The organism is Nocardioides sp. IC4_145, from assembly GCF_011250565.1.
Taxonomy (GTDB): domain Bacteria; phylum Actinomycetota; class Actinomycetes; order Propionibacteriales; family Nocardioidaceae; genus Nocardioides.
Genome location: NZ_JAANMS010000001.1, coordinates 133,319 through 146,819 on the forward strand (window position 1 = coordinate 133,319; position 13,501 = coordinate 146,819).

Here is a 13,501-nt window from a genome sequence, read left to right on the forward strand (position 1 = left end):
CCCTGCCCCGGCCCGCCGCGGGTTAGGCCAGCACCATCCACACCCCGACGATGCCGGGGATGGTGCCGAGGAGCAGCCACGGGGAGAGCGGGTTCTTGCGGTGGATGGCGAGCGCGGCGGCCACGGCCATCACGCCGAACGCGCCGCCCAGCACGCACAGCCCGACCTGGGAGACGCGGTGCTCGTCGTCGATGACCAGGCCGGCGAAGACCAGGCCGATGGCGAGGTGCAGGATCGTCGTGGCGGCCAGGACCGAGAGCACGTAGCGCTGGACGATCTCGATCGGCATCCCGCCCGGCTTCCCGCCCTTGCGGCGACGGGTCGGCTGCGGCGGACGCGGGTTGTCGGGATCCAGCAGGTGACGGGCCCTCCGGGGCGGCGGCGTGGGCGCGCTCATGCCTCCGAGGGTACGGCGGCGGGCCGTCGTCCGGCCGTGAGGGTCACCACCAGCGCGACCCACGCCATGACCGTCACCAGCGCCGAGACGGCCATGGTCGTCGTGGTCGCCGCCCACACCCACTCGCGGTCGCCGAGCACCTCCACCAGCAGGGCGGTGTCGCTGTCCTCGGTGTCGCCGAAGTCGAACGAGAACGCTCCGAAGACGGACATCGCTGCCCACATCACCAGCTGCGCCTGCGCCTGGGGCCGCGTCAGCTCGCGACGCCCGCCGGGCTCCGCCCGCTGCGTCAGCGCGAGCACGCTCGTCACGAGCAGGCCGAGCAGCAGGACCGGCACGACGCTCACGAGGTAGACCAGCAGCATCCAGCCGCCGACCCCGAAGAGCATCCGGCCGCCCCACACCCACGCGACGAGCGCCAGGTTCGCCGGGACCATCCACAGCAGCACCGAGCGGGTCACGGCGGCCACCCTAGGCGGCCTCGATCCACCAGGGGCTGGTGTACGCGACGCCGAGGTCGTTGCCGGGGTGGCCGTCGGGGCCCGGCGTGGCGTTGCGCTCGGCGGGGTCGGCGACCCGGAGCAGCACCCAGTCGCCGTCGGTCAGGTCGAGGGGCAGCCGGAAGCGGACGACCGGGCCGACCTCGAAGTCGACCACCCGCACCACCGCCGGCACCTCGGACCCCGGCCGCAGCACCTGGACGGTCAGCGGCCGGCCGCGCCACTCGCGGTCCCGGGCCAGGTCGAGCTCGAACGTGACCACACCGCGTCCGCGGGGGAGCCGCAGCACCGAGCCCATCCGGGAGCGTCGGCCCCCACGCGGGGTCGCCGTGGCGTCCACCCGCAGCCCCGAGGTCCGGGTCGCGAAGAACCGCCGCGCGCGCATCGCCCGCTTCACGCCGGCTCGCGAGTGGTCGTCGACCCACAGTCCCGTGCGTCCCTTGCCCTCCGGGTGGCCCCAGTCGGTGCCGTGCTCGTCAGTCACGCCGGTGATGCCGGTGCGCCACCCCGCGCCGAGGCAGGCGACCAGCGGCGACGAGCGGCCGTCGGCGTACCCCTCGAAGAGGTAGTCGTCGCCCCGGTTGAACAGCTCCAGCGACACCACGCGGTCGCGCACCCGGGGGTCGTGGTGGAACTCCTGGAAGCGCAGCGGCTCCCGCCCGGGGTGGTTGAAGCCGGCGAGCCCGTCCGCGCCGCCGTCGAGCACCAGCCCCGGCTCGCGCCGCAGCCAGTCGAGGAACGGCTGCATCAGGCCGGCCTGCAGCACGTCGACGTAGTGCTCGGTGAACCACACGTTCATGTGGCCGAGGAGCGGCTCGGACCACTCGAAGCCGCGGATCGCGGTGAAGGCGCCGTCCTGGTTCGCGGCGTCGGCGTACGCCGCGGTGCGCGCCCAGCCGCTGCGCGTGAGGCCGCCGAGCTGCTTGTACTCGTCCGGCAGGATCCCGGCGAGCAGGTCGCCCAGCAGGCTGTCGGAGATCGTCGCGTGGTCGGTCAGCGCGGCGACGTCCAGCCCGGCGCTGCGCATCGAGTCGAACGCGAGGGCCGGGTCGCCGTCACCGTCGGAGAGCAGCGTGTGGTTGTGCAGGTCGGCGTGGACCAGGCGCGTGCCGCGGGTGATCCGCGAGGTGCGCGAGGCGCCGCGGACCGCCTGCGTGCCGCTCGCGGCGACCGCCGGCGTGTCCGGGCCGAGTGCCTGGGCCATGAGCAGCCCGGCGCCGGCCGAGGCCAGGGCGGTACGCCGGGTGAACGGGCGGGTGGGCAGGCGTGGGGGCAGCGTGTGGCCGGCGGAGTGGTCGTCGCACATGCCCGACCAACGCGCGTCTGCGAGCCGGGGTGACGGGCCGGGGGATGGACAGCGGGTGAACAGCCGGTCCCGGCTGGTCGCTCAGACGACGTACGACGCGGCGCGGCGCAGCTCGTCGGCCGCGCGGGTGACCACCCGGTCGACCAGCTCCTCGCAGGTCGGCAGGTCGTCGATGACGCCGACGACCTGGCCGCTGGCGAGCACGCCGGCGGTGGTGTCGCCCTCGACCAGGCCGGCCTTGAGCATCATCGGGGTGTTGGCGGCCAGGGCCATCTGGCCGAGCGTGCGGCCCTGCGCCTTGCGCATCTCGCGCCCGTCCTTGGCCAGCGCCAGCCAGCTCATGCCGGTGTCGCGCTTGAACTCCAGCGTGCGCCGGACGGTCGGGCCGAGCCGCTTGAGCGTGCCGGTCTCCTCGAGCTCGGCGACGAGGTCGGTGCGGAGCATGCGGTGCGGCATGCCGTCGACCTTCGCGGTCACGACGGTGTCGGTGAGGCCGCGCTCGAGGTAGAGCCGCTTGACGGCGTCCGGCACCGCGCTGTCGCGGGTGAGGAGGAAGCGGGTGCCCATGCCGACCCCGGCGGCGCCGTACGACAGCGCGGCGGCGAGGCCGCGGCCGTCGAAGAACCCACCGGCCGCGATCACCGGGATGTCGACGGCGTCCAGCACGGTCGGCAGCAGCAGCGTGGTGGGGACCGGGCCGGTGTGGCCGCCGCCCTCGCCGCCCTGGACCATGACCGCGTCGGCGCCCCAGGAGGCGACCTTGACCGCGTGCTTGGCGGCGCCGATCGACGGCATCACGACGATGCCGTGCTCCTTGAGCATCGCGATGAGGTCCGGCTTCGGCGCGAGCGCGAACGACGCGACCTTGACGCCGTGGTCGATGAGCAGCCGGCAGCGGTCCTTCGCGTCGCCCGCGTCGGCGCGCAGGTTGACGCCGAACGGCTGGTCGGTGCGGCCCTTGACCTCGATGATCGCCTGCTCGAGCTCGGCGAAGGTCATCGTCGCGCTGGCGAGGATGCCCAGCCCGCCGGCGTTCGCGGTCCCGCTGACCAGGCGCGGGCCCGACACCCAGCCCATGCCGGTCTGCGCGACCGGGTGGCGGACGCCGGTGAGGTCCGTGAACGGCGTCCGGATCAGCTGGTCGATCACTGGTCCGGGACCTCCTTGAAGCGCAGGCTCCTGGGGTCCAGCACCTCGCGGATGACGACCTGCTCCTCCATCGTGGGCTCGCGGGTGGTCGGCACGTCGGCCGGCACGTCGAGCTCGAACCCGGTCGCCGCGCACACCTCGTCGACCGTGACGCCGGGGTGGACGCTCAGCAGCCGCACGGTGTCGTCGGCACCCTTGACGTCGAGGACGGCGAGGTTGGTGACGATGCGGTGGATGTCGTTGAAGCGGGCCGCGCCCGGGCCGGCCTCCTTGGCCCGCTTCGGGCCGACGCCCGAGACGATGTCGACGGCCTCGACGAACACGCGGGCAGAGTGCTTGGGCACCCAGTACGACGTGCGGTTGTTGACCGTGTTGCCCGGCGCGCCGCGCGAGCCGAGCAGCTGGCGCGTGGGGCGGGCCCAGTCGCCGATGGCCGAGATGTTCTGGTTGCCGTGCCGGTCGACCTGGGTCGCACCCATCATCACGTGCCGCTTGCCGTAGGCGATCACGTCGAAGACCTTGCGGAACGGGATCCAGCCCTCGACCACGTCGGCCGTGGCGAAGAGCGGGGGGACGCCCGCGAGGAAGAGGGCTTCGCCGTCGCTGATCACCAGGTCGGGGTTGGACGTCAGCTTGGCCAGACGCACGCCGAGCATCGGCAGCATGCCCATGGGGCTGGCGAAGATCTCGCCGTCGTCGCGGAACGCGTCGGCGATGGCCGCCGCGCAGACGTCGGCGCGGGTCACGGTGCTGGCGTCGGTGCTCACTTGCCCTCCTCGGCGAACGCGGCGACAGCCGCCTGGTAGGCGTCCTCGTCGCCGGACAGGAACCGCTGCTCGAAGGCCGCCCACTCCTCGTCCGACCCACCGGCCGCGGCGGCGTACGCCCGCTGGAACTTCTCGTCGCGCTCGTAGTCGGGCGTGCAGGTGGTGAAGTGCGCCCCGTTCGGCGTCTCGACGACGCCGCTGACCATCATCCGGTTCAGCAGCACCCGCTGGACGGGCGTGTCGACCGTCAGGCCGGCGGTGTCGACGACCTGCTCGCAGGAGACGAACGCGCGGTCGGCCGCCATGCAGGAGAGGTCGTCGAAGTACGGGTCGGGTCCGAGGTACGTCGCGTTGCCGTGCTTGTCGGCACGGTTCATGTGGACGAGGGCGACGTCGAGGCGGATCGCCGGCGCGGCGACCAGCTCCTCGTGGCCGTGGCCCTCGTCGTACGGGCTGGTGACCGTCTTGATCCACGGCTGGTTGACCAGCACGTCCGAGCCGAGGCCCGCCCGCATCGGCAGGAACGGCAGCCGCTCGGCGGCCGCGCGCAGGCCGGTCTGGAACATCCCCTCGTCGAGCTCGACGACCTCCGGGATCGTCCCCTCCTGGCGTGCCCTCTGGAAGCTCGGCTCCAACGGGACCGAGTCGAGGGAGACGAACGCGAAGACGAGCTTGCGGATCTTGCCGGCACGCGCCAGCAGGCCGACGTCGGCGCCGCCCCAGCTGACGATCGTGAGGTCCTGGAGGTCGCTGCGGAGGATTGCGCGGACCAGGGCCATCGGCTTCCGTCGCGGTCCCCACCCGCCGATGCCGATGGTCATGCCGTCGCGCAGCTCGCCGACGACCTCGTCGATGCTCATCCGCTTGTCGCGGGGTCCCTTGCTCACTTCTTCGCCTTCTCTGTCCCTGCGAACTCGTCACGGAGCTCGTCGCTGACGCCGGCGAGGTTGAGCTCGAAGGTGAAGCCCTGCTCGAACCGGTAGCTCTTGTTGACGTCGGTCGGGTCGATCCCGTTGAGCGCCTCCTTGGCCGCGCGCACGACGCGCGTGTCCTTCGCGGCGATCTCGCCGGCGACCGTCATCGCGGCGTCGTCCAGCCGGTCGCGGGGGACCGTCTCGAGGACGCTGCCGAACTGGACGAGGTCCTTGGCCGGGATGGTGCGGGCGGTGAAGTAGAGGGTGCGCATCATGTGCTGGGGGACCAGCCGGGCCATGTGGGTCGCGGCGCCGAGCGCGCCCTGGTTGACCTCGGGGACGCCGAAATAGGCGTCGTCGCTGGCAACGACGCAGTCGGCGTTGCCGACCAGGCCCACGCCGCCGCCGAGGCAGAAGCCGTTGACCGCCGCGATCACCGGGACCGAGCACTCGTAGACGGCCTTGAACGCCGCGTAGCAGCCCTTGTTGGCGCCGATGAGGGCGTCGAAGCCCGTGGTGTTCTGCATCTCCTTGATGTCGACGCCCGCGTTGAAGCCGCGGCCCTCGGCGCGCAGGACCACCACGTGGGTGGCCTGGTCGCGGCTCGCCTCGTCGAGCGCGGCGGCGACGTCGAACCAGCCCTGCACCGTCAGGGCGTTGACCGGCGGGTGGTTCATGGTGATGACGCGGATCCCGTCCGCGCGGAGCTCCGAGGTGGTCGGCATGTGGGCCAACCTAGCATTTGCTTGGTATGGTCGCAGCATGGTGATCCCACTCGACCTCGGCGGCCGCGTCGCCCTCGTCACCGGCGGCACGAAGGGCATCGGTCTCGGGATCACCCAGGCGCTCCTCGCCGCCGGCGCCGCGGTCGTCACCTGCTCCCGCTCCGACGCCGACCCCGTCCCCGGGGCCACCCACCTCGTCTGCGATGTGCGGGACGCCGACGCCGTGGAGCGGCTCGTGGCGGAGGTGGTCGCGGCCCACCGCCGGCTCGACGTGCTGGTCAACAACGCCGGCGGGGCGCCGCACGCACTGGCGGCGGAGGCGTCGCCGCGCTTCCACGACAAGGTCGTCGGGCTCAACCTGATGGCGCCGCTCGTCGCCGCGCAGGCGGCCAACCGGGTGATGCAGTCGCAGCCCGAGGGCGGGTCGATCGTCAACGTCTCGTCGGTCTCGGCGACCCGGCCCTCGCCGGGCACCGCGGCGTACGGCGCCGCCAAGGCCGGCCTCGACTCGCTCACGCGCTCGCTGGCGGTCGAGTGGGCGCCGCGCGTGCGGATGAACTCGATCGACGTGGGGCTGTGCCGCACCGAGAACACCGACGACCACTACGGCGGCGACGACGGGGTCGCCGCCATCGAGCGGACCATCCCGCTCGGCCGCATGGCGCGGCCCGAGGAGGTCGGCCACGTGGCGGCGTTCCTCGCGAGCGACCTCGCGTCGTACGTCTCCGGCGCTCGGATCGAGTGCCACGGCGGCGGCGAGCCGCCGGTCTTCCTGTCCGCCCTGACCTCCCCCTCGACCCAGGAGCAGAACTGATGAGCAACCTCCTCGACGGCCGCGTCGCGATCGTCACCGGCGCCGGCCGCGGCATCGGCCGCGCCCACGCGCTCGAGCTGGCCCGGCACGGCGCGCGCGTCGTCGTCAACGACTACGGCGTCTCGCTCTCCGGCGAGGGCACGGGGGAGACCCCGGCCGAGTCGGTCGTCGCCGAGATCGAGGCGATGGGCGGCCAGGCCGTCGTCAACGGCGCCGACGTGGCCGACTTCGCCGCCGCCGAGGCGATGGTGCAGCAGGCCGTCGACACCTTCGGCGGGCTCGACATCCTCGTCAACAACGCCGGCTTCGTCCGCGACCGGATGCTCGTCAACACCTCCGAGGAGGAGTGGGACGCCGTGATCCGCGTCCACCTCAAGGGCCACTTCGCGCCGCTGCGGCACGCCGGCGCGTACTGGCGCAACGAGTCGAAGGCCGGCCGCACCCGCGCCGCGCGGGTCGTCAACACCTCCTCGGGCGCCGGCCTGCAGGGCTCGATAGGCCAGGCGACGTACTCCGCCGCCAAGGCCGGCATCGCCGGGCTCACCCTCGTCGCTGCCGCCGAGCTCGGCCGGTACGGCGTCACCGTCAACGCCATCGCCCCCGTCGCCCGGACCCGGATGACCGAGGGCGCCTTCGACACCTCCGCCATGCCCGAGCCCGAGGACAACTCGCCCGTCGTCGCCTGGCTCGCCTCCGAGGAGGCCGGCGACGTCACCGGCCGCGTCATCGAGATCGAGGGCGGCAAGGTCACCCTCGAGAACGCCTGGGCCCACGGACCATCGCGCGACAACGGCTCCCGCTGGGACGCCACCCAGCTCGGCCCCGTCGTCCGCGAGCTCATCGCCGCCGCGCCTGCTCCGGAGCCTGTGTACGGGACGTGATGGCGCGGGCGGTGGCGTCGGTTCATCAAGGTATGCAGGTAAACCATCACTTCCCCGTATGAGTTCATCGTGGGGAGTGACAGTTCATCAAGGTATGCAGGCGAACCGACGCCGGCCCGCCGAGCCGCCCAGCAGTCGTCCACCGGGCGTCTTGCGGCACGCCTGTCCCCAGGGGCGCGCTCAGTGCTGACGTACCGCGGGGCACTGCGGCGACGGTGGCGCCATGGACCCCCTCCGAGTGCTCGCCGAGGAGATCGGCTTCTTCACCCGGGCCCAGGCGCGCAGTGCCGGGTACGCCGACCGTGACGTCACCCGTGCCGTCCGGCAGGGCTTGTGGCGCCGGATCCGCCGCGGCTACTACACGTTCGCCGACCTGTGGCAGGTGGCGGACGATGTCGACCGGCATCGGATCCGGAGCCGTGCCGTCCTGGACTCGCTCGGGGATCGCGTCGCGTTAAGCCACGTCTCAGGCGTCATCGAGCACGGCATCGACGTGTGGGGACTCGATCTGTCACGGGTCCACGTCACCCGCCTGGACGGCGGGCCGGGGCGGGTCGAGGGCGACGTGGTGCACCACGAGGGCTTCTGTGCCGATGATGAGGTGCGCGAGCGGGACGGTCGGCTCGTGCTGCCTCCCGACCGGTGTGTCCTGGAGGCCGGCTCGCGGACGGACAACGAGCGGGCGCTCGTGATGATGGACTCGCTGCTGCACCGGGGGCTGGTCGACCATGCGGAGCTCTTCGCTCGCTTCGAGCTGATGGCGCGATGGCCCTACGTCCAGCACCTGCACGTCGTTGTACGCATGGCGAACGGCCTCGCCGAGTCCGTCGGGGAGTCCCGGGGGCGCTACCTGTTCTGGAGCCACGGCCTGCCGGCACCCGAGTTGCAGTACGCCGTGCGCGATGCCGCCGGAGTGCTCGTCGCAACGACGGACTGGGGCTGGCCCGGGCACGGCGTGCTCGGCGAGTTCGACGGCCGGACGAAGTACGGCCGGCTCCTGCGCCCGGGACAGGACGCCGGCGCGGTGGTCTTCAGCGAGAAGCAGCGTGAGGACTTGGCCCGCGAGACCAGCGGCATGAGCATGATCCGGCTCGTCTGGTCGGACTACGACCGCCCGGGGGTCACCATCGCTCGGATACGTCGCGCTCTGCGACTGACCGGCTGACCGGCTGACCGGCTGACCGGCTGATCGCGAGGTCGCCGTCGGCTGGCCGGCCGGCGGGTGAGCCCCGCGGCCCGGTCGGTTCGCCTGCATACCTTGATGAACCGCCACTCCCCACGATGAGCTCATGCAGGGGAGTGACGGTTCGCCTGCATACCTAGATGAAACGACAGGCGGCGCCGTGCCACGGAGCGCCGAGCCTCAAATCCGCTCGATCACGGTGCCGGTGGCCATGGCTCCGCCGGCGCACATGGAGATGAGGGCGGTGGAGGCGTCGCGGCGCTCGAGCTCGTGGAGGGCGGTGGTGATGAGGCGGGTGCCGGTGGAGCCGACGGGGTGGCCGAGGGCGATGGCGCCGCCGTTGACGTTGACCCGGTCCATGTCGACAGAGTGCTGGCCGGCCCAGGAGAGGACGACGGAGGCGAAGGCCTCGTTGACCTCGAACAGGTCGAAGTCGGAGATCGACATCCCGGTGCGGGCGAGCACGCGGGCGGTGGCGTCGACGGGGCCGTCGAGGTGGTAGTACGGGTCGGAGCCGACCAGGCAGTGGGTGACGATCCGGGCACGCGGGGCGAGGCCGAGCGAGCGCGCCCTCGACTCGTCCATGATCAGCACGGCGGAGGCGCCGTCGCTGATCTGCGAGGACGTGCCGGCGGTGTGCAGGCCGTCCGGGAGGACGGTCCGCAGGCCGGCGAGGCCCTCGGCGGTGGTGTCGCGCAGGCCCTGGTCGGCCTCGACCAGGCGGGTCTCGCCGGTGGAGGAGCCGTCCTCGCCGAGGACGGGCGCCTCGATCGGGGCGATCTCGCGCTTGAAGCGGCCCTCGTCGACGGCGGCGCGAGCCTTCTGCTGGGAGGCGAGCCCGAACGCGTCGAGGTCCGAGCGGGTCAGGCCGCGGTTGCGGGCGATCCGGTCGGCCGCCTCGAACTGGTTCGGCATGTCGATGGTCCAGTCGTCCGGGCGCGGGTCGCCCAGGCCGGGCGGGACGTTGCCGCCGAGCGGGATGCGCGACATCGACTCGACGCCGCAGGCGATGCCGACGTCGATCGTGCCGGCGGCGACCATGTCGGCAACGAGGTGGGCCGACTGCTGGCCGGAGCCGCACTGGGCGTCGATCGCGGTCGCGCCGGTGTGCTGGGGGAGGCCCGCGTGCAGCCAGGCGCGGCGGACCATGTCGTTCGACTGCTCACCGGCCTGCGTGACGCAGCCGCCGACGACCTGCTCGACGAGCTCGGGGTCGACCCCGGCCCGGGCCAGGACCTCGCGCTGGGCGAAGCCGAGCAGCACGGCGGGGTGGACGCCTGCGAGCCACCCCTTCTTCTTCCCGAGCGGGGTGCGGACGGCGTCGACGATCACAGGAGTGCCCATGACCGCCAGACTAGAACAGGTTCTCGTTCGGCGGGAGGGCCTGTCCCAGTCGGTGCGCCGCGACGCTTCCCTTCCGTACCGGCAGTATGTAACCTCAGCCACTAGAACGTGTTCCACTAGTGCCGACCTCCGAAGGACTCCACGTGACCGCAACCGCCGTGCCGGCGTTCGACCCGACCGACCCCGACGTGATGGCAGAGCGCCTGCCGCACGACGAGCTGCTCGCGCTGCGGCGTACGGCGCCGGTCTCCTGGATCGCCCAGGACGAGGCGGCGCGGGCGGGCTTCCCCGACCACGAGGGCTACTGGGCGCTCAGCCGCCACGCCGACGTCGCGGCGGTGTCCAAGGACCAGGCCAACTTCTCCACCCGCGAGAACGGCGTGATCATCCGGTTCGCGCCGGAGATGACGCGGGAGGAGGTGGAGCAGACCGGCTTCCTGCTCATCAACCACGACGCGCCGGACCACACCAAGCTGCGCCAGATCGTCTCCCGCGCCTTCACCCCGCGCGCGATCAACGCGCTGCACGACGGCCTCAAGGCCCGTGCGGAGAAGATCGTCGACGACGCGATCGCCAAGGGGGAGGGCAACTTCGTCGAGGACGTCGCCGCCGAGCTCCCGCTCCAGGCGATCGCCGAGCTGCTCGGCGTGCCGCAGGAGGACCGCGGCAAGCTCTTCGAGTGGTCCAACCAGATGCTGTCGTACGACGACCCCGAGGTCGAGGGCGACCAGATGACGGCGTTCATGGAGATCCTCGCCTACTCGATGGCGCTGGCCGACGACCGCCGCACGAACCCCCAGGACGACATCCTCACCCGCCTGGTCACCGCGGACGTCAACCTCGGGGAGGGCGACGAGGGCCGCGGCCTGACCGACGACGAGTTCGGGTTCTTCATGATCCTGCTCGCCGTCGCCGGCAACGAAACCACGCGCAACGCCATCACGTGGGGCATGCACGCGTTCATGCAGCACCTCGACCAGTGGGAGCTGTACAAGAAGGAGCGTCCCGCGACCGCGGTCGACGAGATCATCCGCTGGGCCACGCCGGTCACGGTCTTCCAGCGCACCGCCACCAATGACGTCGTCGTCGGCGGCCAGCAGGTCAAGAAGGGCGACCGGGTCGGCCTGCTCTACGCGAGCGCCAACTTCGACGAGGACGTCTTCGAGGACCCGTTCCGCTTCGACGTCACCCGCGACCACAACCCGCACCAGGCTTTCGGCGGCCACGGCGCGCACTACTGCATCGGCGCGAACCTCGCCCGCCTCGAGGTCGACCTGATCTTCCGGGCGCTCGCCGACCGGGACGTGACCGTCACGCAGCTGTCCGAGCCGCGCAAGCTGCGCAGCTCGTGGATCAACGGGGTCAGGGAGCTGCGCGTCGCCTACCGGTGACGTGCTCGGGGCCGGCTCGACCACGCGAGAGAGGGAGAACGCAGTGACCGCAAGCGACGTGCTCGTCGAGGGCTTCGACCCCACCGACCCCTTCGTCAACGAGAAGGCCGTCCCCCACGACCAGTTCCGGGCGATGCGGCGGAGCGGCCCGCTCACCTGGGTCGAGCAGGCGCCCGGGACGTACGACGGCATGGCCCCCGAGTCCGGGAGCGGCTACTGGGCCGTCACCCGGCACGCCGACGTCTCGACGATCTCGAAGAACTCCAAGGACTGGTCCAACGCCGAGAACGGCGCGATCATCCGGTTCTCCGAGGGCATGCTGCGCGAGCAGGTCGAGATGCAGCGCGTGATCATGCTCAACCAGGACGCGCCGGAGCACCCGACCACGCGCCAGATCGTCTCGCGTGCGTTCACCCCACGCTCGATCAACGAGCTCGAGGACCTGATGCGCGAACGGGCGGAGAAGATCGTCCGGGACGCCGTCGAGCGCGGGTCGGGGGACTTCGTGGAGGAGGTCGCGGCCGAGCTGCCGCTGCAGGCGATCGCCGACCTGATCGGCGTGCCGATGGAGGACCGGTTCAAGCTCTTCGACTGGTCCAACCAGATGCTCGCCTCCGACGACCCGGACTACCCCGGTGACCCGGACGTGGCGGCGGCGGAGATCCTCGGCTACGCGATGGCGATGGCCGCCGAGCGGCAGGCGAACCCGCGCGACGACCTCATCACCCGGCTGCTCAACGCCCACAAGGGCGAGCGCGGCCTGACCGACGACGAGTTCGGCTACTTCGTCATCCTGCTGGCCGTCGCCGGCAACGAGACCACTCGCAACGCGATCTCGCACGGGATGAACGCCTTCCTCGACAACCCCGAGCAGTGGGAGCTGTGGAAGGCCGAGCGCCCGGCCACGATGGTCGACGAGGTCGTCCGCTGGGGCACGCCCGTGACGGTCTTCCAGCGCACCGCCGTGGGCGACGTCGAGGTCGGCGGCGTGACGGTCACCCGGGGCCAGCGGGTCGGGCTGTTCTACGCCAGCGCCAACTTCGACGAGGACGTCTTCGAGGACCCGTTCCGCTTCGACATCACCCGCGACCCCAACCCGCAGCTCGGGTTCGGCGGCCACGGCGCGCACTACTGCCTCGGCGCCAACCTGGCCCGCCAGGAGATCCGGGTCATCTTCGACGCCCTGGCCGACCACACGCCCGGGATCCTCAAGGAGCGCGAGCCGCGTCGGCTGCGGCACTCATGGATCAACGGGCTGAAGGACCTCCCGGTCCGCTACGCCTGAGCCGGCGCGAGCCCGCCCCTGAGGACGGGCTCGCGCTCGCGCGCCGTCAGCACGAGCGGGCCGTCCTCGGTGATCGCGACGGTGTGCTCCATGTGGGCACCGCGGGAGCCGTCGAGGCTGCGGATCGTCCAGCCGTCGGCGTCGGTGAAGATCTCGTCGGTGGTGTGCAGGAACCACGGCTCGATGGCGACGACCAGACCCGGCTTCAGCGTGTAGCCGCGGCCCGGCCGCCCGTCGTTGGGGATGTGCGGGTCGCCGTGCATGGTGCGCCCGACGCCGTGCCCGCCGAACTGCGTGTTGATCCGCAGGCCGGCCTCGCGCGCGACCGAGGCGATCGCGTGGGAGATGTCGCCGATCTTCCCGCCCGGCTGCGCGGCCGAGATGCCGGCCTCGAGCGCGCGCTGCGTGGTGTCGATGAGCGCGAGGTCCTCGGGCCGGGCGGTGCCGACGACGAGGGAGTACGCCGAGTCCGAGACCCAGCCGTCGACGCTCGCGGCGAAGTCGACGCTGAGCAGGTCCCCGTCCTTGAGCACGTAGTCGCGGGGGAGCCCGTGCAGCACCGCGTCGTTCACCGACGTGCACAGCACCTTGCCGAACGGCGAGGCGCCGAAGGACGGGTGGTAGTCGATGTAGCAGGACTCCGCGCCGCGCTCGCGGATCATCCGGTGCGCCAGGGCGTCCAGCTCCAGCAGGTTCACGCCCACGTCGGCGGCCTCGGCCAGCGCGGTGACGACGTCGGCGACGAAGCGGCCGGCGGCGCGCATCTCGTCGACCTGGGTGGGGGTGCGGAGCTCGATCACGGGCCGAGCCTAGAACGCCGCCCCCACCCCGGCCGACACGGGCGG

General features: G+C 72.1%; 14 protein-coding genes. 5 read left to right on the top strand and 9 right to left on the bottom strand.

Going from position 1 to position 13,501, the window contains the following annotated elements:
• Positions 1–22 precede the first annotated feature (22 nt).
• The 7 genes from G6553_RS00700 to G6553_RS00730 form a co-directional block, all read right to left on the bottom strand.
• The gene (locus tag G6553_RS00700) at positions 23–397 is read right to left on the bottom strand and encodes a hypothetical protein (protein ID WP_166188241.1); all 375 of its coding nucleotides are present in this window, start codon (positions 395–397) and stop codon (positions 23–25) included.
• Positions 394–858, bottom strand: a complete 465-nt coding sequence (locus G6553_RS00705; RefSeq protein ID WP_166188243.1) for a hypothetical protein — start codon at positions 856–858, stop codon at positions 394–396. Before G6553_RS00705 ends, G6553_RS00700 begins: the two co-directional genes overlap by 4 nt.
• Before the next feature lie 10 nt (positions 859–868).
• Positions 869–2,203, bottom strand: a complete 1,335-nt coding sequence (locus G6553_RS00710; protein ID WP_166188244.1) for a CehA/McbA family metallohydrolase — start codon at positions 2,201–2,203, stop codon at positions 869–871.
• Positions 2,204–2,284: 81 nt separating this feature from the next.
• Positions 2,285–3,352: a nitronate monooxygenase gene (locus G6553_RS00715; protein ID WP_347565424.1), complete on the bottom strand. Its 1,068-nt coding sequence runs from the start codon at positions 3,350–3,352 to the stop codon at positions 2,285–2,287.
• Complete coding sequence (locus tag G6553_RS00720) at positions 3,349–4,119, bottom strand: CoA-transferase (protein WP_166188246.1); 771 nt, start codon at positions 4,117–4,119, stop codon at positions 3,349–3,351. The genes G6553_RS00715 and G6553_RS00720 overlap by 4 nt, the downstream gene beginning before the upstream one ends.
• Positions 4,116–5,006: a CoA-transferase gene (locus G6553_RS00725; RefSeq protein ID WP_347565425.1), complete on the bottom strand. Its 891-nt coding sequence runs from the start codon at positions 5,004–5,006 to the stop codon at positions 4,116–4,118. The genes G6553_RS00720 and G6553_RS00725 overlap by 4 nt, the downstream gene beginning before the upstream one ends.
• On the bottom strand, positions 5,003–5,758 hold the full coding sequence (locus tag G6553_RS00730) for an enoyl-CoA hydratase family protein (protein WP_166188248.1): 756 nt from the start codon (positions 5,756–5,758) through the stop codon (positions 5,003–5,005). Before G6553_RS00730 ends, G6553_RS00725 begins: the two co-directional genes overlap by 4 nt.
• A gap of 37 nt (positions 5,759–5,795) precedes the next feature.
• Between G6553_RS00730 and G6553_RS00735 the strand changes: the two genes are divergently transcribed.
• From G6553_RS00735 to G6553_RS00745, 3 genes are all read left to right on the top strand, one after another.
• Positions 5,796–6,572: an SDR family oxidoreductase gene (locus G6553_RS00735; protein WP_166188250.1), complete on the top strand. Its 777-nt coding sequence runs from the start codon at positions 5,796–5,798 to the stop codon at positions 6,570–6,572.
• Complete coding sequence (locus tag G6553_RS00740; RefSeq protein WP_166188252.1) at positions 6,572–7,453, top strand: SDR family oxidoreductase; 882 nt, start codon at positions 6,572–6,574, stop codon at positions 7,451–7,453. Before G6553_RS00735 ends, G6553_RS00740 begins: the two co-directional genes overlap by 1 nt.
• A 223-nt stretch (positions 7,454–7,676) precedes the next feature.
• A complete protein-coding gene (locus G6553_RS00745) occupies positions 7,677–8,618 on the top strand; it encodes a type IV toxin-antitoxin system AbiEi family antitoxin domain-containing protein (protein ID WP_166188254.1) in 942 nt (313 codons plus the stop codon).
• Between the two features lie 198 nt (positions 8,619–8,816).
• Here G6553_RS00745 and G6553_RS00750 read toward each other — a convergent pair whose 3' ends face one another.
• On the bottom strand, positions 8,817–9,980 hold the full coding sequence (locus tag G6553_RS00750) for a steroid 3-ketoacyl-CoA thiolase (RefSeq protein WP_166188255.1): 1,164 nt from the start codon (positions 9,978–9,980) through the stop codon (positions 8,817–8,819).
• Between the two features lie 143 nt (positions 9,981–10,123).
• Between G6553_RS00750 and G6553_RS00755 the strand changes: the two genes are divergently transcribed.
• Both G6553_RS00755 and G6553_RS21955 read left to right on the top strand, forming a co-directional pair.
• A complete protein-coding gene (locus G6553_RS00755; protein WP_347565426.1) occupies positions 10,124–11,371 on the top strand; it encodes a cytochrome P450 in 1,248 nt (415 codons plus the stop codon).
• A 43-nt stretch (positions 11,372–11,414) separates the two neighbouring features.
• Entirely contained in the window at positions 11,415–12,656 is a 1,242-nt protein-coding gene (locus G6553_RS21955) for a cytochrome P450 (protein ID WP_347565427.1), read from the top strand.
• Here G6553_RS21955 and map read toward each other — a convergent pair.
• The gene (gene map, locus G6553_RS00765) at positions 12,647–13,456 is read right to left on the bottom strand and encodes a type I methionyl aminopeptidase (RefSeq protein WP_166188257.1); all 810 of its coding nucleotides are present in this window, start codon (positions 13,454–13,456) and stop codon (positions 12,647–12,649) included. The genes G6553_RS21955 and map overlap by 10 nt on opposite strands.
• Positions 13,457–13,501 lie beyond the last annotated feature (45 nt).